The 21,438-nt window shown below is 41.0% G+C and carries 22 protein-coding genes; 12 read left to right on the top strand and 10 right to left on the bottom strand.

The genetic code is table 11. The annotated features are described in order from the left end of the window. The first annotated feature begins 4 nt into the window (after nucleotides 1–4). The 5 genes from Q91_RS06045 to Q91_RS06025 are packed head-to-tail and all read left to right on the top strand — an operon-like array spanning nucleotide 5 to nucleotide 3,856. Nucleotides 5–1,135: an acyl-CoA dehydrogenase family protein gene (locus Q91_RS06045; RefSeq protein WP_015005998.1), complete on the top strand. Its 1,131-nt coding sequence runs from the start codon at nucleotides 5–7 to the stop codon at nucleotides 1,133–1,135. A 15-nt stretch (nucleotides 1,136–1,150) separates the two neighbouring features. Beyond that, a complete protein-coding gene (locus Q91_RS06040) occupies nucleotides 1,151–2,167 on the top strand; it encodes an MBL fold metallo-hydrolase (RefSeq protein WP_015005997.1) in 1,017 nt (338 codons plus the stop codon). 41 nt (nucleotides 2,168–2,208) lie between these two features. After that, nucleotides 2,209–2,607, top strand: a complete 399-nt coding sequence (locus Q91_RS06035; RefSeq protein ID WP_223253227.1) for a MaoC family dehydratase — start codon at nucleotides 2,209–2,211, stop codon at nucleotides 2,605–2,607. Then, nucleotides 2,604–3,029: a MaoC family dehydratase gene (locus Q91_RS06030; RefSeq protein ID WP_015005995.1), complete on the top strand. Its 426-nt coding sequence runs from the start codon at nucleotides 2,604–2,606 to the stop codon at nucleotides 3,027–3,029. Before Q91_RS06035 ends, Q91_RS06030 begins: the two co-directional genes overlap by 4 nt. A gap of 47 nt (nucleotides 3,030–3,076) precedes the next feature. Beyond that, nucleotides 3,077–3,856, top strand: coding sequence for a citryl-CoA lyase (locus Q91_RS06025; protein ID WP_015005994.1), 780 nt, complete (start codon nucleotides 3,077–3,079; stop codon nucleotides 3,854–3,856). A 19-nt stretch (nucleotides 3,857–3,875) separates the two neighbouring features. Here the strand turns inward: Q91_RS06025 and Q91_RS06020 are convergent, their stop codons facing one another. From Q91_RS06020 to Q91_RS06000, 5 genes are read right to left on the bottom strand one after another with little or no spacing between them, the layout of a single operon-like run. Next, the gene (locus tag Q91_RS06020) at nucleotides 3,876–5,042 is read right to left on the bottom strand and encodes an acyl-CoA dehydrogenase family protein (RefSeq protein ID WP_015005993.1); all 1,167 of its coding nucleotides are present in this window, start codon (nucleotides 5,040–5,042) and stop codon (nucleotides 3,876–3,878) included. Nucleotides 5,043–5,055: 13 nt separating this feature from the next. Then, nucleotides 5,056–5,517: a flavodoxin family protein gene (locus Q91_RS06015; protein ID WP_015005992.1), complete on the bottom strand. Its 462-nt coding sequence runs from the start codon at nucleotides 5,515–5,517 to the stop codon at nucleotides 5,056–5,058. Between the two features lie 28 nt (nucleotides 5,518–5,545). Next, nucleotides 5,546–6,739, bottom strand: coding sequence for a CaiB/BaiF CoA-transferase family protein (locus Q91_RS06010; protein WP_015005991.1), 1,194 nt, complete (start codon nucleotides 6,737–6,739; stop codon nucleotides 5,546–5,548). A 1-nt stretch (nucleotide 6,740) separates the two neighbouring features. Then, nucleotides 6,741–7,892: a thiolase gene (locus Q91_RS06005; RefSeq protein WP_015005990.1), complete on the bottom strand. Its 1,152-nt coding sequence runs from the start codon at nucleotides 7,890–7,892 to the stop codon at nucleotides 6,741–6,743. A 3-nt stretch (nucleotides 7,893–7,895) separates the two neighbouring features. After that, entirely contained in the window at nucleotides 7,896–8,294 is a 399-nt protein-coding gene (locus Q91_RS06000; protein WP_015005989.1) for a Zn-ribbon domain-containing OB-fold protein, read from the bottom strand. Nucleotides 8,295–8,793: 499 nt separating this feature from the next. Between Q91_RS06000 and Q91_RS05995 the strand changes: the two genes are divergently transcribed. Then, nucleotides 8,794–9,246: a PaaI family thioesterase gene (locus tag Q91_RS05995; RefSeq protein ID WP_015005988.1), complete on the top strand. Its 453-nt coding sequence runs from the start codon at nucleotides 8,794–8,796 to the stop codon at nucleotides 9,244–9,246. A gap of 109 nt (nucleotides 9,247–9,355) precedes the next feature. Here the strand turns inward: Q91_RS05995 and Q91_RS11420 are convergent, their stop codons facing one another. Continuing rightward, complete coding sequence (locus Q91_RS11420; protein WP_015005987.1) at nucleotides 9,356–11,923, bottom strand: Rne/Rng family ribonuclease; 2,568 nt, start codon at nucleotides 11,921–11,923, stop codon at nucleotides 9,356–9,358. Nucleotides 11,924–12,414: 491 nt separating this feature from the next. Between Q91_RS11420 and Q91_RS05985 the strand changes: the two genes are divergently transcribed. The 6 genes from Q91_RS05985 (at nucleotide 12,415) to Q91_RS05960 (ending at nucleotide 17,388) form a co-directional block, all read left to right on the top strand. Beyond that, a complete protein-coding gene (locus Q91_RS05985) occupies nucleotides 12,415–13,353 on the top strand; it encodes an RluA family pseudouridine synthase (protein WP_015005986.1) in 939 nt (312 codons plus the stop codon). Next, nucleotides 13,350–13,994 carry an HAD family hydrolase gene (locus Q91_RS05980; protein ID WP_015005985.1) on the top strand — a complete coding sequence of 215 codons (645 nt, stop codon included), beginning with the start codon at nucleotides 13,350–13,352 and terminating at the stop codon, nucleotides 13,992–13,994. Before Q91_RS05985 ends, Q91_RS05980 begins: the two co-directional genes overlap by 4 nt. A 2-nt stretch (nucleotides 13,995–13,996) precedes the next feature. Beyond that, on the top strand, nucleotides 13,997–14,968 hold the full coding sequence (locus Q91_RS05975; protein WP_015005984.1) for a S49 family peptidase: 972 nt from the start codon (nucleotides 13,997–13,999) through the stop codon (nucleotides 14,966–14,968). A gap of 84 nt (nucleotides 14,969–15,052) precedes the next feature. Next, complete coding sequence (locus Q91_RS05970) at nucleotides 15,053–15,319, top strand: PepSY domain-containing protein (RefSeq protein ID WP_016390636.1); 267 nt, start codon at nucleotides 15,053–15,055, stop codon at nucleotides 15,317–15,319. Between the two features lie 15 nt (nucleotides 15,320–15,334). Further along, nucleotides 15,335–16,015 carry a response regulator transcription factor gene (locus Q91_RS05965; RefSeq protein WP_015005982.1) on the top strand — a complete coding sequence of 227 codons (681 nt, stop codon included), beginning with the start codon at nucleotides 15,335–15,337 and terminating at the stop codon, nucleotides 16,013–16,015. 17 nt (nucleotides 16,016–16,032) lie between these two features. Continuing rightward, nucleotides 16,033–17,388, top strand: a complete 1,356-nt coding sequence (locus Q91_RS05960) for an ATP-binding protein (RefSeq protein WP_015005981.1) — start codon at nucleotides 16,033–16,035, stop codon at nucleotides 17,386–17,388. Nucleotides 17,389–17,391: 3 nt separating this feature from the next. Here Q91_RS05960 and Q91_RS05955 read toward each other — a convergent pair whose 3' ends face one another. From Q91_RS05955 to mnmA, 4 genes are all read right to left on the bottom strand, one after another. After that, on the bottom strand, nucleotides 17,392–18,213 hold the full coding sequence (locus Q91_RS05955; protein WP_015005980.1) for a NolW-like protein: 822 nt from the start codon (nucleotides 18,211–18,213) through the stop codon (nucleotides 17,392–17,394). After that, nucleotides 18,210–18,728 carry a hypothetical protein gene (locus Q91_RS05950; RefSeq protein WP_015005979.1) on the bottom strand — a complete coding sequence of 173 codons (519 nt, stop codon included), beginning with the start codon at nucleotides 18,726–18,728 and terminating at the stop codon, nucleotides 18,210–18,212. Before Q91_RS05950 ends, Q91_RS05955 begins: the two co-directional genes overlap by 4 nt. A gap of 207 nt (nucleotides 18,729–18,935) precedes the next feature. Further along, a complete protein-coding gene (gene purB / locus Q91_RS05945; RefSeq protein WP_015005978.1) occupies nucleotides 18,936–20,315 on the bottom strand; it encodes an adenylosuccinate lyase in 1,380 nt (459 codons plus the stop codon). A gap of 14 nt (nucleotides 20,316–20,329) precedes the next feature. Then, nucleotides 20,330–21,427, bottom strand: coding sequence for a tRNA 2-thiouridine(34) synthase MnmA (gene mnmA / locus Q91_RS05940; protein ID WP_015005977.1), 1,098 nt, complete (start codon nucleotides 21,425–21,427; stop codon nucleotides 20,330–20,332). Nucleotides 21,428–21,438 lie beyond the last annotated feature (11 nt).

The following is a 21,438-nucleotide window of genomic DNA, read 5'->3' as shown; positions in this document are numbered from 1 at the left end:
TTAAATGAATTTAGAATTTACTGAAGAAATGATCATGTTGCAAGATGGGATACATAAGTTCTTGCAGAATGAATATGACTTTGAGACTCGCCAATCACTTAGTCGTACAGGCATTGGTTACAGCGAAGAAAATTGGCAAAATTTTGCTGATATGGGTTTATTGGGCGTGCCATTTGATGAAGAGTTTGGCGGTTTTGGTTTTGGCCAAACAGGTTTGATTGTAATAATGGAGGCGATTGGTAAAGGTCTTGTTGTTGAACCGTATTTAGCCTCTATTGTATTGGGTGGTTTATTGATTCAACGAGCTGCAAATACTGAACAAAAAGAAGCCATTTTACCTGCTCTTATTGCAGGGGAAATGAAACTAGCATTTGCCTATGCTGAGCGTCAATCACGCTATAACTTAACTGACGTTGAATTTAGCGCACAGAAAAAAGCAGCTCAATACTGTTTGTCTGGTGCAAAATCGGTGGTATTTAATGCAGAAACGGCGGATAAAATAATCGTTTCAGCTAGAACCAGTGGTGATAATTTTACGCCAGAAGGGATTTCTTTATTCATTGTTGATAAAGATATAGAGGGCTTAACCTCGCGTGATTATGAAACAGTCGATGGCTTACGTGCTTCTGAATTAACATTTGATAATGTCATGGTAGATGAAAGCGCCCTTGTTGGTGACTTAGATGGTGCATTTTCCGACATTGAATATGTGATTGATGCTGCAACAGCTGCAGTTTGTGCCGAAGGGGTTGGTGTGGTGACTGAGTTGCGTGATAAAACTGTAGAATACCTTAAAACACGTAAACAATTTGATCAGCCCATTGGTAATTTTCAAGTACTTCAGCACCGCTGTGTTGATATGTTTATGACCGAAGAACAACTGCGTTCGTTGTCCTATCTGGCCGCTATCAAGGTGTCAGAAGATGATACGACTGAACGTGTAAAAAGTGTCTCTGCGGCTAAAGTTTATTTGGGAGACGCTCGATCAATTGTTGGTGAGCAAGCCGCTCAACTACACGGTGGTATCGGCGTAACCGATGAATTAGATGTTGCACATTATGTAAAACGTTTAACCATGATGAATGCAGTGTTTGGAGACCGTGATTATCATCTACAGCGTTTTAGTCAGGCTTAAAGGACGTATTAATATATGGGGATGTTGACCTTTCCGATAGCCAGCAAACCGGAGTTTGGTCTTCCAATGAAGGTAGAAGAAGGCATTTTCTTACTGAAAATGCCTATTCCCTATGCGTTAGATCATATCAATCTTTGGTTGTTGAGGGATGGGGAAGGCTGGACGATTATTGATTCTGGGTTTTATAGTGAAGAGGCAACCTTACTATGGAATAAGGTATTGGTAGATTTTTGTCATAATGAACCGATTCAGAAAATAATCATTACTCATTTTCACCCTGATCATGTAGGCATGGCTCAATGGTTAGCGCATAAAACAAATGCGCCCGTGCATATGAGTCAAATTGAATTTTTGACTACCCAGATGGCATGTCAAGAGTATTCTAAGCAGCAAAAAGCTAGACGTAGGGAATATTTTGAGCGTTTTGGTTTAGCTCAAGAAGACATTCAACAGCTACAAGATAAAGTCGGCGGTTATGTTACCGGTGTTCCGGAGGCACCTACCTCATATCAGCGTTTGGTTGATGGGCAGTCACTGTTGATTAATGGCGAGCAATGGCATTTATTACAATTTAATGGCCACAGCCCCGGGCATATTTGTCTGCATAATAAGCAACGAGACCTTCTTGTCTCCGGAGATCAAATATTGCCTAATATTTCGCCGAATGTCAGTGTTAATTTCTATGAAAGTGATGCAGATCCACTGGCTGATTATTTATCCAGTTTAGACACCTTGGCAACCTTAGGTGCCGATACGGTGGTATTGCCATCACACGGTCGAATTTTTAAGGGCATTAAGGAACGTGCAACAATGCTTAAAGAAGGGCATCGTAAATCATTAGATCAAATTTTAGCATTTTGCCAACAAGCTCGGTCAGGGTTGGAGGTATTGCATATGCTCTATGGCAAACGATTAAGTCTATTCAATTTATCGTTGGCAACGGGTGAAGCGATGGCGCATTTAAATTATTTAATTGGAACAGGTGAGGTGACACGTAGTGGCGACCTGGTTTATCAATACAAAACAAATTAAACAGAGAATTGATGATGAGCACTTATGTGAAGTATAGCAGTATGTCTGAAGGTGATGATTTTCTCGACCCAGTACCATCTTTTGAGGTGACAGCGGAGCGTGTGGATAAATACATTGAATCGACACAGGATGAAACACCTCAGCTAAGAGAAGAGGATCAACAAGGGCGCCGTATTGCACCACCCATGTTGGCGGCGGTATATGTGATTGAAGCACTACGAACACGCGTAGGCCCACCGGGCGGAATTCATGCAAAACAACAATTTAAATTTCATCGGCCTGCCTATATTGGTGAAACGCTCTATACCTCGGCAAAAGTTCTTAAGTTGTATGAAAGGAAAGGGCGTAACTACGTTGAAATGACAACGCAAACGCACAACCAAGAAGGGGAATTAGTGACCAGCGGGATGATTACACGGATCTGGGGGAAAGAGGCATGAGCGAACTAAAATCTTATGAAGGGTATTGTGTCGGTGCTTCAATAGGTGAATTGACTCAAGCTGTCGATCAAAGCATGATTAATGCTTATGCTGACGCGTCAGGCGATATCAATCCTTTACATATTGACCTTGAGTTTGCGAAAACCACTTTTTTTGGTCGGACGATTGCTCATGGTTTATTGACACTTGCATTTGTTTCGCGAGTTTTATCAGCTTGGAACTGGCAAGGATGGGCTTATGGTGGTGAATTGAATGTGTCATTTTTAGGCCCCGTTTACCCCGGTGATACTGTGCGCGTATCAGGTGATATTGAACAGATAGAGAAAAGAGAAGATGGCGTGTATGCTCGATGCCAACTGGTATGTTTCTGTGGTGAAAGAACCGTTTTAAAAGGCTTTGTCATTAGTAAAATATCAAAATAAGGACACAGGCAATCGGTTAACTATTTAGCGGTAAAAAGGGGGTATGTATGGCAAAGCACTTAACACCTGAAACGAAAATATCGACCACAAATGAGCAACAGATTTTGGTTCGAAACAAAGATCTGGTCAATGAGTTGATGGGGCATGTTAGTTTTACCGAAATGTTCTTTTTACATTTGATGCAACGCATGCCTAGTAAGGGAGAAATAGCTATTTTCGATGCTGTTTTGGTCACCTTAATGGAGCATGGCTTAACGCCCAGTGCGATAGCCACTCGATTGACAATAATGGCAGCCCCAGAATCGGTTCAAGGTGCTATATCGGCAGGTTTACAGGGAATTGGTAGTGGATTAGTGGGCACAATGGAGGGCATGGCTAAGAATTTACAAGATATTATCACCGCAGAAGAAGGGTTAGAGGCCAGTTGTTTACGCATTGTGAACGGCTTCAAAGCAACACGCCAAGCAATCCCCGGGTTTGGTCACCCCTTTCACAAACCAGATGACCCGCGAACGCCGCGACTCTTTGAAATAGCTCGTCAAGCAGGTGTAGAGGGGCATTATATAGATATTGTTACTACACTATCTAAAACGGTTGATCAGGTATACGGCAAGCACTTAACCATTAATGCAACCGGTGCGATAGCGGTCGTGTTATCAGAAATTGGTGTGCCATGGGATGTGATGCGTGGTATAGCAGTAGTGACTCGCAGTGCTGGTCTGCTAGGCCATATAAGTGAAGAAAGGGAACACCCCATTGCACCATTTATTTACTCGCACATTGAAGACACAGTGCCGTATACCGGCAAACGTACATTAGATGACTAGGTTGATTACCTAATAATGGTTAATACGATTTAGCTAAACCTAATACGCGTTCTGCAATATAACATAAGGCAAGCTGAGGACTGACAGGGGCAATTCTTGGTATCATTGATTCACGAAGATAGCGTTCAACGTGATATTCTTTTGCGTAGCCAAAACCACCGTGAGTCATAACTGCTGTTTCACAAGCATGAAAACCTGCTTCTCCAGCCAAATATTTAGCTGCATTAGCCGCTGCACCACAGGGTTGATTATTATCATATTGCCAAGCAGCCGACATGGCCATCAGCCAAGCAGCTTCTAACTCAGACCAGCACACAGCTAATGGGTGTTGTATGCCTTGGTTTTGGCCAATGGGGCGATTAAAAACATTACGTTCTTTAGCGTAATCGGTTGCTTTTTTTAGCGCAACCCTTCCAAGGCCTATGGCTTCTCCTGCAATTAAAATACGTTCAGGGTTCATCCCATGAAGAATGTATTCAAAGCCTTTTCCTTCTTCGCCAATACGGTCTTCAAGCGGTATTTCTAGGCCATCAATAAATAATTCATTTGAATCAACCGCTTTGCGCCCCATTTTTTCAATTTCATGAACGCTAATTTTATTACGGTCGAAGTCGGTATAAAAAAGGCTTAAACCATGCGTAGGTTTTTTAACGTCTTCTAAAGGAGTTGTTCGTGCTAATAATAAGATTTTATCAGCCACTTGCGCAGTGGAAATCCATACTTTTTGCCCATTAACAATATAACGGTCGTCTTTACGGATAGCCAAGGTTTTAAGCTGCGTCGTATTCAATCCGGTGTTCGGTTCAGTAACAGCAAAACAAGCCTTTTCGCGACCTTCAGCCATGGGTCGTAGCATGCGATTTTTTTGCTCCTCGGTACCATACACGACAACGGGGTTTAAGCCAAAAATATTAATGTGAACGGCTGATGCGCCAGACATACCCGCTCCTGATTCAGCAATGGTACTCGCCATAATGGCAGCTTCGGTAATACCTAAACCTGAACCACCATAAGCTTCAGGAATACAAATTCCCATCCAGCCACCTTCTGCCATTGCTTGGTAAAAGTCATGCGGAAAACCACCTTGCTGATCGCGCTTTAACCAATAATCATCAGTAAATGGCTCGCAGACTTTTTTTATAGCGTCCCGAATGGCGTCTTGTTCATCAGTGTATGAGAAGTTCATGATCCATTATCTATTAAATAATTCCTGCTTCTAAGCTGGCAGCCATAAAAAGCCCGAGCTCCTCTGCCTGGTTTATAAACTCTTCTTTAAAATCACCACGACAAATAAGCGGTTGTTGAACAACTTTCCATCGTAGGCCGGTTAAAATAGATTCAATCGCTCGTTTTGTGCCAGTGCCATCATTGCCTGCACGAATAAGGACTGCACAGGGCATGGCTTCTGTCTTATCCATGCACGGATAATAGTTACGATCAAAAAAATCCTTTAAGCCACCACTCATATAACCTAAGTTTTCTGGGGTAGCTAAAATTAATGCATCTGCATTGATTACATCTTCTGCTTTTGCTTCTAGCGCGGGTATAAAAATAGCTTCGACGCCGTTTACCTCATCACTATTTGCACCCTTTAAGACGGCATTTATCATCCGTTTTATATTCGGCGAGGGTGCATGAGCAATAATAGCTAAGCTTTTCATTTTATATAAAAAAACAATTATTTATCAGTTATTTGCGTGGTTTTTCTAATGTTATTTGCATTTCTTTAAAGCGCTCTATTTCTTCTGGGCTGTAGCCGGCATCCGTTAATATTTCGGTATTGTTTTCACCATATTGGGGAGGGCGGCATTTAAATTTCCCCGGTGTTCGCGACAGTTTTATAGGAATGCCTGTGCCTCTGTACTCGCCCGACTCTATGACCATTTCTCTTGCTTTAGTTTGCGGGTGCTGTAAAGCATCTTCAACCGTTTGTACTGCACCTGCGGGGATACCTTTGCTCATTAATTCTGCAGTCATCGCTTTGCCATCGCGGTCAGCCAGTAAATCTTCAAGAATAACGCGCAACTCAGCTTTATTTTTGGCGCGGTTAGCATTAATCGTAAACCGTGGGTCTTGTGCTATTTCAGGGTGACCTAATTCTTTACATAAGCCAGCAAACTGACGATCATTACCAATCCCTAGAAACAACATCCCATTAGCGGTAGGGAAGAGGTCATAAGGTGTGATATTTGGATGCGCGCTACCTAGGCGTTTTTGTGGTTTACCATCTAAAAACCAGTTGGCGGCATGCGGGTGAATTAAGCTCACCGCTGTATCATATAAACTGACTTCTATTGATTGGCCTAGCCCAGAAGTTTCTCGCTCATATAAGGCTAATAATATCGCAATAACTGCATTCATGCCGGTGGTCAAGTCAACGATAGGCACACCAATTCGAACAGGTGGGCGATCAGCGTCACCGTTAATACTCATTAAGCCGGATGTGGCTTGAGCAACGGCGTCATAACCAGGGAAACCAGCGTAGGGACCATTACTGCCAAAACCAGTTACACGGCAATGAATTAAGCGAGGGAATTTCTTTTGTAATACATCAGTAAAGCCTATACCCCATTTTTCGAGTGTGCCAACCTTAAAATTTTCAACAAGAACATCTGCTGTTTCAAGTAAGCGGAATAGAATTTGGTGTGCTTCAGGCTGACGCATATCTAAGGCAATGCCTTTTTTATTACGATTAACCCCATCGTAATAGGCACTTCCACGTTCATGATAAGGAGGGCCCCAGCCGCGGGTTTCATCACCTGCGGGAGGTTCAACTTTTAGAATTTCTGCGCCATGGTCGCCTAAAATTTGAGTACATAAGGGGCCGCCTAAAACGCGTGATAAATCAACGACTTTTATGCCGTTTAAAGAAGGGTTACTCATACTATAAAACTGCCTCTGTTCCTAGAATTGTTGTTACCTGACTGGATAGTACACCACCATTGCCGTTAACCAGAGCAACTTCTGGGTTATCAACTTGTCGTGCGCCACACCCACCACGTAGTTGTTGAATGGCTTCAATAAGAATGAAGATGCCGTACATACCTGGGTGGACACATGATAGACCGCCACCATTGGTGTTAACTGGTAGGCTACCGCCGGGTGCAATATTACCATTTTCGACAAAAGCACCACCTTCACCTTTAGCGCAGAAACCTAAGTCTTCAAGGAAAAGGATAGTGTTAATGGTGAACGCATCATAAAGCTCAACTACATCAACATCGTCTTTTGTTAAACCGGCCATTGCAAACGCACGCTTTCCAGCGTCTACGGCAGCGGTGGTTGTTAAGTCCGGCATTTGAGTGATTTGACGATGCCAGTGAGCGGTACCAGTGCCTAATACATAAACGGGTTTATTCGGAAAATCTTTTGCCCGTTCACTCGATACCATAATAACAGCACCACCACCATCGGTTACTAAGCAGCAATCTAGTAAGGAAAGAGGGTCGCTAATCATGCGTGAATTAAGCACATCGTCGCGAGTAAGTTCATCGCGAGCGAAGGCTGCCGGGTTTAATTGCGCCCATTGACGAGCTGCAACAGCTACATCAGCCATTTGTTCACGCGTTGTACCGTATTGATGCATATGACGAGCCGCAGCGAGTGCGTAGGAGCTTATTGGATAACGGGGTTTATAAGGTGCTTCATAAATTTGTTGTTCAGACATGGTGGCCAATTTGCCACCGGCTGTGCGTTGATTACTGCCATAACAAATTAAAGCAACATCGCATTGGCCTGTTTTAATGGCCATAGCAGCATTTAGTGTATGCGCTACAAATGATGAACCACCCACCATACTGCTGTCAGAAAAACGCGGTTTGATGCCTAAGTACTCTGCTGTACTCAATGCCGGCATAAAATGATAAGACGAACCGGTGAAAATACCGTCTACATCGGATAGTTTTAAGCCAGCGTCATCTAACGCGTTATGCGTAGCCTCGGCTAGGATATCTAATGGCATTCTCCCATGAGCTTCGCCGCAACCGGCCAAACCAACGCCAACAACCGCAGATGAACCTCTTAATTCATGTGACATCTTTTAAACTCCCTGTGCTGGTACGAAGACAATAAAAGAACTGTCTTCATCATTTTTGATAACGGCGCTGACTTGATCACCAATTTTTACATCTAATGGGTCAACACCTTCAACGCGGCTCATCAGGCGAGGGCCTTCTTCTAATGTGACGTGACATACATTGTAATTACCGCCGCGTTCGGGCTTACGTCGAACGGTTGTTGTTGAATAAACTTCACCTTTTCCGCTGACCGCTGTCCATTCAAGGTTAAAACTACCGCAATGAGGACAAACGACTCGAGGGAAGAAATGAAATTCTTGGCAGTCTTGACATTTTGGTAAGGAAAAAACACCTTTTTTTAAAAAATCATCGTAGATTTGATCAGGGCCTGGGCCGCTAAATCGCTCATTTTTGGTGCTCATTTATATTAACTCCTGTACAGGTTTTGTTGAGGCTAAATAGTCTTTTTATAAACCTGAAATTCTAACAATTGTTATGTTGTTTATCCAGTGAATTAATACAAATGGACGCGAGAATAATGATCGCTTGAGTGGTTACCAGTGAATATTAACAGGACGAGTTAAAGCTTTTCTTAATAACCACGCAGACAATAAAGAATTGATAAAAACTCTTTATGCAACGAATAAAAAAGTACCTAGGGATGCTGACAATAAAAATCGTTAGGTGACTTGGCAAGAGAAAAAAACGGATGTCAGTCGTTATGCTTGGGGTTTTTTATACAGGGCTCATATTCAGGCTCCTATTGCTTGTTCATGAACCTCGTTGAAATTATGGCGACAAAAGCTTGGGCTTTAAATTAGTCTAAGAAAAATAATAGACTTTGTTATTCTTATGATTCGCGGTATCTAGAAAAACAACAACTCGTTAGTTATTAATTGAAGCACTTATTTAAAGGATGTTATGAAAAAAATATCAATACAAGAAAAAATGAGACCCAATGGATGTTTTGGTTGTGGGCAAGATAACCCTTATGGTTTGCAAATTGAAAGTCATTGGGAAGGTGACGAAGTAGTTTGCCAATGGACGCCTAAGGAGTACATGATTGGGCCGCCAAATTATTTGTATGGCGGAATTTCTGCCAGTTTAATTGATTGTCACTCAGTCAATACAGCCTTGTCGTATGCTCATAAAAAAGTCGGAAATGATGATAAATACGACCGAAGCATTCAGATGGTGACCGGCTCAATGAACCTTCGCTATATAAAACCAGTTCCGATGAGGGAAGTTGAATTACGTGCCACAGTGGAAAAGGTTGAGGGTAGAAAATATTTTATTAAAACAGAGTTACAAAGTGATGGCATAACCTGTGTCAGAGGCGATGTAGTAGCGATTCAACTTAAAGCAGCACAGTGACTCTTAGTTTGTTCGGTTTATAAGATTAGAAGACCAATAAAGGCCCCAGTTTTTGCTGAGGCCTTTATTGGTTTATAACGTTTTAACTACTTTTTTTGACAGTGTGTGATTACTGTTGATCTTTGGTTAATGACTCAACAGGTTTAGGCTCCACAGGCTTAGCTTCTACAGGCTTAGCTTCTACAGGCTTAGCTTCTACAGGCTTAGCTTCTACAGGCTTAGCTTCTACAGGCTTAGCTTCTACAGGCTTAGCTTCTACAGGCTTAGCTTCTACAGGCTTAGCTTCTACAGGCTTAGCTTCTACAGGCTTAGCTTCTACAGGCTTAGCTTCTACAGGCTTAGCTTCTACAGGCTTAGCTTCTACAGGCTTAGCTTCTACAGGCTTAGCTTCTACAGGCTTAGACTCTACATCTACTGGCTTTGAAGTGGCTGCACCTTGATTGGCTTCTGGTGAGCCATTTGCCGTGTCGAGAGGCTTAGGTTTGTTGCTTGTTGTACGCCTTCTTCTGCGAGGGTGGCGAGTACCGTTTTTAACCCCTGTGTTACCAGTTTCAGTGGGCTTAGCTTCTACAGGTTTAGACTCTACAGGTTTAGACTCTACAGGTTTAGACTCTACAGGTTTAGACTCTACAGGTTTAGACTCTACAGGTTTAGACTCTACAGGCTTAGATTCGGCAATATTAGTGTTTTGTGACTTAGGTGCATCGCTGTTAGGTGAACGTTTATTGGATCTACGTCGTCTTCTAGGTCGTGATGGTTGCTCAGCATCGTTTTGTTTGGTTTGAGCTGGTTTTGGGTTTGTTTTTTCGTTTGAACCATCAACATTAGCAGCCTGTGATGTATTTGGGTTCTGCTTACTCTGATCTTTGTTATTTCTATTTTTATTTCTGTTTTTATTACGGTTTCTATTTTTATTTTCGTTTGGGTTAGCGTTGCGTTGTTGGTTGCCTTGCTGATTATTGCTCGTTTTATTTGCTTTAGCCGGCTCTTTTTTAACAGGTTGTTTTTCTGATGACGGCACTATTTTGCTTAACAAACGCTTAAAGAAACCATCGTTGGCTACGTTTGATGGTGCTGTTGGGCGTTGTGTAGCAGGCATAACATTCTTAACGGCGGCCGTTTCTTGGCTGACGGCTTCACGTTGATATGGTTTAGCATCTCGAGTCTTACTATTTTGTAAGCGCTCATGACTGGCAGCCGTATCTTGTTTTGCTTCTTTTGTACGAATTCGTTCTATTTCGTAATGAGGTGTTTCAAGATGTTTATCAGGAACGATAATCAACGATACTTTATGAGTCTCTTCTATTTGCTCAACTTCAGAACGTTTTTCGTTAAGAACAAAAGTCGCGCAATCAATGGGGACATGAACAACTACCCGCGCTGTATGCTCTTTCATCGCTTCTTCTTCCAGAATGCGAATAATGGATAAAGAGAGCGACTCAACACTTCGAATAGTACCCTGGCCATGACAGCGTGGGCAAACAGGCAAGCTAGACTCTGTTAACGATGAATGGATTCGTTGACGAGACATTTCCAATAAACCAAAGCGTGAAATTCTGCTGAATTGAATACGTGCTCTGTCATGCTTCATCGCTTCTTTAATGCGATTTTCTACCATCCGTTGATTTTTAGTAGGCCCCATATCAATGAAATCGATGACGAATAGGCCGCCCATATCACGAATACGAAGTTGTCTTGCAATCTCATCAGCAGCTTCAAGGTTGATATTGAGTGCGGTCGTTTCAAAGTCAGCACCTTTTGTAGCACGAGCTGAGTTGATGTCGATGGAGGTGAGCGCTTCAGTTGGGTCTATAACAATAGACCCACCAGATGGAAGAGGGACTTCACGTCCGTAAGCGGTTTCAATTTGGCTTTCGATTTGGTAACGCGTGAACAAAGGAACGGAGTCTTCGTAAAGTTTAACGCGCGATAAATATTGCGGCATAATTTGCTGCATAAAATCATGTGCTAAATTAAATGATGCTTCACTATCAATCAGAACTTCATCAATATCAGCACGTAAGTAATCACGAATAGAACGGATAACAAAGTTGCTTTCTTGGAAGATCAAATAGGGCGCTTTACGGTCTTTTGAAGCGAGACTAATGGCATCCCACAAATGTGTAAGATAGTTTAAGTCCCATTGGAGCTCTTCGACTGACTTACCAACACCGGCAGTACGAACGATGAGGCCAATATTTTCTGGAATTTCAAGTTGATCAAGTACTTCGCGTAAAGCTGTTCTATTATCACCGTCAATACGGCGTGAAATACCGCCCGAACCCGGGTTGTTTGGCATTAATACTAAATAGCTACCTGCTAAGCTAATTTGTGTTGTCAGCGCTGCGCCTTTATTGCCACGCTCTTCTTTTTCAACTTGTACGACAATTTCCAAACCTTCTTTAATTTGGTTTTTGTCTTTTATATCTTGGGTGTCTAAGCCAATCGCTTGACCGGTAATTTCTTTAAATGGAAGGAAACCATGGCGGTTAGCACCATAGTCAACAAAAACGGCTTCTAAGCTACGTTCTACGCGGGTAATAAGTCCTTTATATATATTTGATTTTTTCTGTTCTCTTGCAGGTACCTCTATATCAAGGTCATATAGTTTTTGTCCGTCGACAAGGGCCACTCGTAACTCTTCTGTGTGAGTGGCATTGATTAACATTCTTTTCATTTGTTTCTTTTCCTGATGCCGCATAGTGCACAGAAATTATTGGGAGGCGAGAAAGGTGGAGTAGTTTCATATACTAATTGTTATCTTTAAATTTTAGTGGTTTAAAAATAGTTTGTTTCTCACTTGGTTCAGACATAAAAGCTTAAACTTATTTTATTAATTGGCTTTATTGAAATGTCCGTATTAAATTTCTGTATTTATGGGCAATTAAAAATCGCTCATCATGGGTCGAGCAAATAAAACCCGTTTGAATGCCAGTTGTGTAACTGATGCATTCAGATCCTGTTGTAAAGCTGAATAAAGTAGCTGACCTACTTCAATGTAACCACCCCAAAGGGCGAGTTATAAAACGACAGATTAGCTTTGCTAACAGACAATCGTTATCATGTTCACTGAGTTTAATAATTCTTATCTAATACCTATTAAACTTTTCGGACTATAGCAAATTAAGCTAATAACATCAATCAGATATACACTAAAGTTAAAACTATATGAAAACAGAGGCGTATGACAAAGTTCGGTTTATTGAGGTCGACGAAAATTCAGTAGGTCAACGCTTGGATAATTTTTTAATGACGCAGTTAAAAGGCGTTCCTAAAAGCCATATATACAAGATTATTCGCCGTGGGGAAGTCAGGATTAATAAAGGGCGAGCAAAAAACATCTATCGTTTAAAGGTCAATGACCTGGTGAGGGTGCCACCAGTAAAAATGGAAGAAAAAAGTGCGTCATCACCAGCAAAGTGGATGTTGTCGAGCCTTGAGGAAAGGGTGATATATGAAGACGAACACTTATTGGTGCTTAATAAGCCTTCTGGTATGGCTGTTCATGGCGGAACGGCAAACAGTCACGGGGTAATTGAAACATTACGGTTTTTACGCCCAGAGGAGCGTTATTTGGAATTAGTTCATCGTTTAGATAAGGCGACCTCTGGCTGTTTATTGATCGCAAAAAATAGAAAAATGTTAAATGGACTGCAATCATTATTACGCAATAGAACAATAAGCAAAACATACACAGCATTACTCTGTGGTGTTATCCATAAACAGTCCGTCAACGTGAATGCACCGTTGGAAAAGCGGACATTAGAAAGTGGCGAACACAGGGTGCGTGTTCACCCTGAGGGTAAAAAGTCGGAAACCTTGTTTGAGAAATTGGCGCAATATAAAGGGGCAACCTTAGTATCAGCGTCGCCTAAAACGGGTCGAACACACCAAATAAGGGTGCATGCTAAGCATTTTGGTCACCCTATTGCCGGAGATGAGCGCTATTCAACACCGGCACAGTATAAATCTTACCGCGAGAAAGGCTTAATGAGGCTTTTTTTACATGCAAGCAAGCTTGAGTTTATACACCCCTTAAGTGAAAAAAAGGTCATGTTTGAAGCGCCTCTAGATAACGAACTTGAAATGTTTTTAAAAACACTATGATTACTCAGTACGATTTAATAATTTTTGATTGGGATGGCACCCTAGTAGACTCTATTGATTGGATTGTTGAGTGCATTCAGATAATAGCTAAGCACCAAGGCATAGATCAACCTAGCCAACAAGCCTGTAAAGATATTATTGGCCTGAGCCTGTCAGAGGCAATGGTAACCTTATTTCCAGAGCTGTCTGATGATGAAAAAATAGCCATGGTTGCTGCCTATCGTGAGGTTTATTTAGCTAAAAAGATTTCAACAAAAGACTTGTTTGTTGATACATTACCGACCTTGGAAAAGTTAAAACAAATGGGTAAAACGTTAGCAGTGGCGACGGGTAAAGGGCAATCAGGTTTGGATAGAAGCCTTGATGGAACAGGGCTTCGCCCTTATTTCGACCACCTTAGGTGTGCTGAAAAAATGCAATCGAAACCTAGCCCACATATGTTATTTGATATTCTTGACGAAAGTGGTATCCAGCCAGACAAGGCGATAATGATTGGTGACTCAACATTAGATTTAAAGATGGCGAATAATGCAGGTGTATCCAGCATAGGCGTCACCACGGGTGCCCACTCACATGAAATATTATCAAAACAGATGCCGGTAGCGTGTATTAATAATTTAATGGAAATATTTGAGGGGTAAGAATGGCGTTTTTTAACAAAGATAAATCAATACCGAATGATCAACAGTGGGAGAGATCTGTATTAGAGAAGGTCGCTTTGGCTTCTGTCATAGAGCAACGACGGACACGACGATGGAATATTTTTTTCAAGCTTTTATTGTTAACCTACATCATTTTTATCAGTAGCTTGGCTATGTCACCGATGTCTGATGTAAGCACATTATCAAAAGGTCCACATACCGCGATGGTTGATGTTAAAGGAATCATTGTTTCGGGTGGCGAGGCAGATGCTGAGAGTATTATTAAAAGTCTAAAAAATGCAGTTAAAGACCCCAACACTAAAGGAATTGTTTTACGGGTGAATTCTCCTGGTGGAAGTCCCGTACAATCGAGTTATGTTTATGAGGCTATTCGAGAGCTCAAAAATACTCACCCAACACTACCAATTTATGCAGTGGTTGAGGATTTATGTGCCTCTGGCTGTTATTTTATCGCGTCAGCGGCGGATAAAATATTTGTCAACCAATCTAGCATTGTCGGCTCAATTGGCGTGGTGATGAATGGCTTTGGCTTTACGGACACGATGAAATCATTGGGTGTAGAGCGTCGTTTATATACTGCCGGAGAGCATAAAGGATTTTTAGACCCATTTTCCAACGTAAAACCTGCTGAAAAAGCACACGTTCAAGGGATGTTGAACGATATTCATACAGAATTTATCGAGTCTGTAAAAAGTGGCAGAGGAGAGCGTTTAGCAGAAAACCCAGATTTATTTAGTGGTCTAGTGTGGGCTGGCTCTGAGAGTATTGAATTAGGTTTGACTGATGCTATTGGTGATGTTCGATCTGTTGCGAAGAATGAAATTGGCGAAGAGAAAATTGTTGATTTTACAGCCCAGCAACCCTTTCTTGAGAAATTGGCAAAAAGTATGGGCGCTGCTACGGCATCGTTCATGGCTAACTTTACAACACTGAATAAAGTCTTTTTGTTTTAGAGGCGTATAGAAGATAAAATATTCAGCTAAAATTCATGCGAAATGAATAAACTGTTAACCACTCAATGAGCTTTTTATAATGATATGCGCACTTTAAAAGTAATTTTGTTCACTATTTTTTGCAATATGGCTATTTCGAGTCATGTTTTAGCGTGTGATGAGATGATTGTGTTAGCTGTTGCAGATATTATCAGTTTGGATGAAGCGATCAAGACAGTTAAAAAGAATAGTAAAGGGAAGGTTCTTGACGCTCAAACAAAGCAAATGAATGGGCAACCAGTTCACGTAATCAAGGTGTTGACTGATAAAGGACATGTTAAAAAAATTCGTGTTCAAGGTACACGAAAATAACGGAAAGGTTTTTTTATGCGAGTTCTTGTAGTTGAAGATGATCAATCCTTGCAGGAGCAACTGGTTGAGAATTTAACGAAGAGGGGGTTTGCTGTCGATGCGACAGATAATGGTACTGATGCTCTTTATTTTGGTACAGAGTACCCCATTGATATTGCGATTGTAGACCTTGGCTTGCCAGATATCCCAGGGATGGAAGTTATAAAGCAGCTTCGTGCTAAAGATATCAATTTCCCAATACTTATATTGACAGCTCGTGCACGTTGGGAAGAAAAGGTTGAGGGTTTAGAGGCAGGCGCAGATGACTATTTAGTTAAGCCATTTCATACCGAAGAGCTATTAGCGCGGATGAATGCGTTGATTCGTCGTTCTGCCGGTGTTGCATCTCCAATGCTTGTGTGTGGCCCAATATCATTGGATAGCAGTGCACAGCAGGTTTTGGTGGATGAAAAGCCTGTTGTATTAACCGCTTATGAATATAAAATGCTGGAATATATGATGATGCATTCTGGTAAGGTTATTTCAAAAACTGAAATTACGGAGCATATATATGATCAAGATTTTGACCGTGATAGTAATGTAATTGAAGTGTTTGTAGGCCGATTGCGCAAAAAATTAGACCCCAATGATCAACACAAGCCGATAGAAACGCTAAGAGGAAGAGGCTATCGCTTTTCCATTCCGCTTAATCACTAGTTAGTTTAAAGCTGTAGATGAATAACAGCATACAGTCTCGGTTAATTTTTTCTGCCAGTGTGGTGCTGTTTTGTTTTTTAGGCTTAGCAGGCGTAGTTTTAGATGCGGCCTATCAAAAAGGCGCACAAAATGCTTTAAACGACCGACTTCAAATTCACCTGTACTCTATTCTTGGAAAAGCCGAAATCAGCCGTGCCAATAAACTAGTGATGCCGACTAACTTATCAGAACCGAGGTTCTCACAGCTTAGTTCAGGCTTATATGCCTATATTTTTGACCTTAACGGTGAAATGGTTTGGCGAAGTACCTCATCGATAGGTAAATTAATAGAGCCCATTAAGCGTTTAAAGCTAGGTCAAAAAGCCTATATAAAAAACCACCCGGGCCGTCAAGAAAGTGTTGCTTTACACTATAAAGCAACGCTGGAAAACGAACACTCTCAACAGAAGACTTTTGAATTTGTTGTTATTGAGTCTACCTCAAGTGTGGATTATCAGATAGCTGGATTCCGATCTGTTTTATGGCAATGGTTAGGTGGCATCGGGCTGATATTAATTATTTTACAGTTTTGGATTATAAGGGTTAGCTTAAGGCCGTTAAGGCATATAGTTGATGACCTAGAAAGCATTCAAACCGGCGATGCAAAGTATTTAGATAACGATTATAGTCATGAATTAAAAGAGGTTGCTAATACACTCAATAAGCTTATTGATAACGAGAGAACACATTTAAAACGCTACCGAAATACCTTGGCTGATTTGGCACATAGTTTAAAAACCCCTTTATCCGTTTTAACGGGGATTTATGAAAAAGAAAATTTATCGCAAGACGATAAAAAAGTTATTGAGAATCAAACCTTGCTAATGAGGCAAATGGTTGATTATCAGTTGCAAAAAGCTGCAGCTAAAGGACACCAGACGTTAGCAAAACCGTTAGATGTGGAGTTAATAGTGTCGCAAATTATTGATTCATTAAACAAAGTCTATGCTGATAAATCATTGAAGGTGATAAAAGATATTGAGCCGAATCTTTTGTTTAATGCAGAAAAAGGGGATATTTTTGAGCTGTTTGGTAATTTATTAGATAATGCTTTTAAATGGGCGAACACGGTTGTAGAAGTTAGTGTTAAAAAGGTAACGAATGATTCATCTTCAAGTATTGAAATTACCATTGAGGATGATGGGGTTGGGATTTGTGATGATGAAATTGAAAATGTTTTAAAAAGGGGGATTAGGGCTGATGAGTCTGTTCATGGTCATGGCATTGGCTTAGCGGTCGTGAATGAATTGGTATCACTGTATAAAGGAACGTTAACATCGGGCCAAAGTCGGTTAGGCGGGCAAAAATGGACAATAGTGTTTCCTAAAAACTGACATTTATTGAGTTGATTGTGCATCTAGGTCGACAATTTTTACCCAAATAGTATTATTTTTTATAAATGTTTTAGACTGACTGCCAAGAATTTTAGAGTTGGTTTGCTGAGTGATTTCATCAATGCCTGTTAATTTAATCCAGGTGTTTAGCCGCCCGCGAATAACACTTGAGGCGCGGGTAAAGTGGGCCGAGGTTCTATTTTCAGACAAGGCTTCTTCATACCAAGGAGCAATGTCTAGAATAACGGAATCGTTCGATAACCGAGGCGTAACGTAAAACCCGTTTGAGGCTTCACGATAGTCTGTAGAGGCTGAGATATGATGATGGTTGTTATATTGTTGGATATGGACACTATTAACAGGTTCACTGACACCATCTGATATATAAGCGGTATGTCCTTCTAAAACTTGTATGCTCTGATTGTTCTTTTCATTTGATTGGTCTTTTGTACTATATATTTTTAGTTCGCCATCGATGGCACTTTTTGCATTATGACGTGTATCAATATTGATATGACTGTTGACGTTATACCCCTTTGTTTGCTGATTAAACTGACCATCGCGATTTACATGAATAACTAAGCGGTGAGCAGGTTGGTCTAATCGCTCAATGAGTCTTTTAATATCGGATAGGTTTTGAGGGTCAACGCGCAGAATTAATTCGTTGTAACCGGCTCCCACTGTCTCATGAGGTTGTAAAAAAGGTTTGATGCTACTGATAACATCGACAGGTTGTTTGTGCTTTAAAGGGTGAAAAATAAGTTCAGCAAGAACAGGTGTGGTAAACAGTAACAAAAGAAAAGCAGCAGTAAACTTATTAATCATAATGGCAGTGACCGAAGTTCGATGTCTGGCGAACTGATTTCCCAAGCACTTTTAAAATAGGATAAGAACTGTGCAGTACGGTCTGCGTCTGAAAAATTACAGAGGCCAACATAATGTTGATAGTTAGGTATTTGAAGGTAGGCGCTTTTGTCGAAACAAACAAAATCATCCTCACGAGGAGGGCTAGCAGCGGCCACTTTCTTAAACGAAATGCTGCTAGAAAATCGATGTGATAAACCTAGTAAGCGATGAGATATTCGGGTGATTGGACGTGTCTCATTCACTAATACATTGATATGAGTGCGATGATTTTTTAAACAAAACTGTTCACAAGCAAAAATAACTGCTTCGGTATCAAAAACTAAAGGGTTTAGCGTGTGACTGTAGATATTAATGTCAGTGTGGGCCTGATTAATCAAACAAACTAGGGCTAGTTTGTTTTGTTCAAAAGAGTTTAGGTTAAATGTTGTTTTTGTTTCTCTAAAGACGGCGTGTTCAAGCTCATAAATTGACATTGAAAACTCCAAGTAAAATGAATATTACTAATAGTTAACCAGTGCCGGTAAGGAATAGCAAATAAAGCAAAAAAAACCGAATCAATTGATTCGGTTAACGTACAAGACTTAAAGCCTATAAATGGGGAAAAAATAGACTTTAGGTGTCGTCTTGCAGGTGATTCATTATAATTATTTAAAATAATTTGAGTATGAGTTATGTCACATTTATGAGAGTTTACTAATATTATTTGCTAGTGTTTCTGCACAGCCGGTGTAGCTAGCAGGTGTCATTTCAAGCAGTAATTGTTTGGCATCGTTAGGAATCTCCAAAGTTTCGATAAAGGCTTTCATGGAGTTTTGATCTATGCCTTGCCCTCGAGTGAGTTCTTTTAATTTTTCATAGGGTTTTTCAATACCATAGCGACGCATCACCGTCTGGATAGGTTCAGCAAGAACTTCCCAGTTGGCATCTAAGTCAGCTAATAGTTTTGCTTCATTGATTTCTAGTTTTGAAATGCCTTTTTGTAATGATTTAAAGCCAATTAAGCTGTGTGCTAAACAAGTGCCTAGGTTTCTAAGCACAGTAGAATCGGTTAAATCACGTTGCCATCTTGAAATAGGTAATTTCTCAGAAAAGTGGTTCATTAAGGCATTAGCAATACCAAAATTACCTTCTGCGTTTTCGAAGTCAATGGGGTTAACTTTATGTGGCATAGTTGATGAGCCAACTTCTCCAGCAATGGTTTTTTGTTTGAAATAACCGACTGAGATATAACCCCAGACATCTCGTGAGAAATCAATCAGGATAGTATTGATTCTTGCTAGGACATGAAAGTATTCAGCAATATAGTCATGAGGCTCGATTTGGATAGTGTATGGGTTAAAGGTTAAACCCAATGATTCAACAAATGCTTCTGCAAACGCTGGCCAATCAACGGCTGGATAGGCTGAGTAATGTGCGTTGTAGTTACCCACGGCACCGTTTATTTTACCCATGATATCTACATCTTCCAGTTGCAATAATTGGCGCTCTAAGCGGGCAACAACGTTAGCAAACTCCTTCCCCATTGTGCTTGGCGAGGCAGTCTGCCCATGTGTTCTTGAGAGCAATGGCGCTGCCGCATAGTCAAGCGCTTTCTCTTTAATGTCATCAATAACATTTGCGATCGCAGTGCCTATTACTTCGTCGCGACCTTCTTTAAGCATTAAGGCGTAAGATAAGTTGTTAATATCTTCAGAAGTGCATGCAAAGTGAATGAACTCGCTAATGGTCAGTAATTCGGCATTGTCAGCGATTTTTTCTTTAAGAAAGTACTCAACTGCTTTTACATCGTGGTTTGTTGTGCTTTCAATGTCTTTTACACGTTGAGCATCGTCCAATGAAAACTGCTCGACGATACTATCAAGTAAGGCATGAGCAGTGTCCGAAAAGCGATTAACTTCAGAAATTTCATCGTGTTCTGATAAGGCTTGTAGCCAGCGGACTTCAACGGTCACACGTGCTTTAATTAAGCCAAATTCTGAGAAAATAGGGCGTAGTTCATCAACTTTGCTGGCATAACGGCCATCAACTGGGGAAAGGGCATTTAGTTTATTTAATGTCATGAAATTATAGTGAATTATGAGTTTATAGTGGAAGTGGCGTCTATTATACCGCCACCAAGGCAAACCTCATTGTTATAAAAAACAACAGATTGACCCGGGGTCACGGCACGTTGAGGGTCGTCAAATTGTACTAGGCAATGATCATCACCAATCAGGGTGACTTGACATGCTTGGTCTTTTTGACGGTAGCGTGTTTTAGCGGTGCAGCGAAAGCTGTTTGATACAGCTTGACCGCTAACCCAGCTGAGCTGTGATGCGTTGAGTGTATTGCTTTGCATTAAGGTATGGTCATGCCCTTGAGCGACTACTAAAATATTATTTTTTAGGTCTTTTTCAACCACATACCAAGGTTCTTCGGCAGCGGATTTAATGCCGCCAATACCGAGCCCTTGACGCTGGCCCAAGGTGTAATACATTAAACCTTGGTGTTCGCCAATGGTTTCACCTTCTGGTGTGTTCATAAGGCCTGGTTGAGCGGGCAGGTAGCGTTGTAAGAAATCTTTAAATTTGCGTTCACCAATAAAACAAATACCGGTGCTATCTTTTTTCCGACTATTAATAAACCCCGCTTTTTGTGCAAGTTCTCTAACAGCCGGTTTTTCCATATTCCCAATAGGAAAGAGTGAGCGACTTAATTGCGTTTGCCCCAATGTATAAAGGAAGTAGCTTTGGTCTTTATTGTTATCCAAACCACGCAGGAGTTGGAATTGATTGTGTTGTTGAGCAATTTGTGTGTAATGTCCGGTTGCTATGTAATCAGCTCCGAGTTCAGTGGCATAATCTAAAAAGGCTTTAAACTTAATTTCACGGTTACATAAAATATCGGGGTTGGGTGTTCTACCAGCGGCATATTCGCTTAAAAAGTCTTCAAAAACGTTATCCCAGTACTCAGCTGCAAAATTGACGGTTTTAAGTTCAATACCCAATTTATCACTGACCTGTTGGGCATCGGCTAAATCTTCCTTCGCTGTACAATATTCGCTGCCATCATCCTCATCCCAGTTTTTCATAAATAAACCGGTTACCTCGTGACCTTGTTCAAGCAAGCGCAATGCGGCTACAGAAGAGTCTACCCCACCTGACATGCCGATCATTATTTTTTTATTGTCCATTTAAAACAGTA

The sequence above is a fragment of the Cycloclasticus sp. P1 genome (assembly GCF_000299965.1).
Classification (GTDB): domain Bacteria; phylum Pseudomonadota; class Gammaproteobacteria; order Methylococcales; family Cycloclasticaceae; genus Cycloclasticus; species Cycloclasticus pugetii.
This window is presented reverse-complemented; position numbering and strand designations above follow the sequence as displayed.

What these genes read in the sequence shown, in the direction of transcription:
- Q91_RS06045 (WP_015005998.1), top strand. Translation starts at nt 5, where the DNA reads ATGAATTTAGAATTTACTGAAGAAATGATCATGTTGCAAGATGGGATA.
- Q91_RS06040 (WP_015005997.1), top strand. Translation starts at nt 1,151, where the DNA reads ATGGGGATGTTGACCTTTCCGATAGCCAGCAAACCGGAGTTTGGTCTT.
- Q91_RS06035 (WP_223253227.1), top strand. Translation starts at nt 2,209, where the DNA reads ATGTCTGAAGGTGATGATTTTCTCGACCCAGTACCATCTTTTGAGGTG.
- Q91_RS06030 (WP_015005995.1), top strand. Translation starts at nt 2,604, where the DNA reads ATGAGCGAACTAAAATCTTATGAAGGGTATTGTGTCGGTGCTTCAATA.
- Q91_RS06025 (WP_015005994.1), top strand. Translation starts at nt 3,077, where the DNA reads ATGGCAAAGCACTTAACACCTGAAACGAAAATATCGACCACAAATGAG.
- Q91_RS06020 (WP_015005993.1), bottom strand. Translation starts at nt 5,042, where the DNA reads ATGAACTTCTCATACACTGATGAACAAGACGCCATTCGGGACGCTATA.
- Q91_RS06015 (WP_015005992.1), bottom strand. Translation starts at nt 5,517, where the DNA reads ATGAAAAGCTTAGCTATTATTGCTCATGCACCCTCGCCGAATATAAAA.
- Q91_RS06010 (WP_015005991.1), bottom strand. Translation starts at nt 6,739, where the DNA reads ATGAGTAACCCTTCTTTAAACGGCATAAAAGTCGTTGATTTATCACGC.
- Q91_RS06005 (WP_015005990.1), bottom strand. Translation starts at nt 7,892, where the DNA reads ATGTCACATGAATTAAGAGGTTCATCTGCGGTTGTTGGCGTTGGTTTG.
- Q91_RS06000 (WP_015005989.1), bottom strand. Translation starts at nt 8,294, where the DNA reads ATGAGCACCAAAAATGAGCGATTTAGCGGCCCAGGCCCTGATCAAATC.
- Q91_RS05995 (WP_015005988.1), top strand. Translation starts at nt 8,794, where the DNA reads ATGAAAAAAATATCAATACAAGAAAAAATGAGACCCAATGGATGTTTT.
- Q91_RS11420 (WP_015005987.1), bottom strand. Translation starts at nt 11,923, where the DNA reads ATGAAAAGAATGTTAATCAATGCCACTCACACAGAAGAGTTACGAGTG.
- Q91_RS05985 (WP_015005986.1), top strand. Translation starts at nt 12,415, where the DNA reads ATGAAAACAGAGGCGTATGACAAAGTTCGGTTTATTGAGGTCGACGAA.
- Q91_RS05980 (WP_015005985.1), top strand. Translation starts at nt 13,350, where the DNA reads ATGATTACTCAGTACGATTTAATAATTTTTGATTGGGATGGCACCCTA.
- Q91_RS05975 (WP_015005984.1), top strand. Translation starts at nt 13,997, where the DNA reads ATGGCGTTTTTTAACAAAGATAAATCAATACCGAATGATCAACAGTGG.
- Q91_RS05970 (WP_016390636.1), top strand. Translation starts at nt 15,053, where the DNA reads ATGCGCACTTTAAAAGTAATTTTGTTCACTATTTTTTGCAATATGGCT.
- Q91_RS05965 (WP_015005982.1), top strand. Translation starts at nt 15,335, where the DNA reads ATGCGAGTTCTTGTAGTTGAAGATGATCAATCCTTGCAGGAGCAACTG.
- Q91_RS05960 (WP_015005981.1), top strand. Translation starts at nt 16,033, where the DNA reads ATGAATAACAGCATACAGTCTCGGTTAATTTTTTCTGCCAGTGTGGTG.
- Q91_RS05955 (WP_015005980.1), bottom strand. Translation starts at nt 18,213, where the DNA reads ATGATTAATAAGTTTACTGCTGCTTTTCTTTTGTTACTGTTTACCACA.
- Q91_RS05950 (WP_015005979.1), bottom strand. Translation starts at nt 18,728, where the DNA reads ATGTCAATTTATGAGCTTGAACACGCCGTCTTTAGAGAAACAAAAACA.
- purB (WP_015005978.1), bottom strand. Translation starts at nt 20,315, where the DNA reads ATGACATTAAATAAACTAAATGCCCTTTCCCCAGTTGATGGCCGTTAT.
- mnmA (WP_015005977.1), bottom strand. Translation starts at nt 21,427, where the DNA reads ATGGACAATAAAAAAATAATGATCGGCATGTCAGGTGGGGTAGACTCT.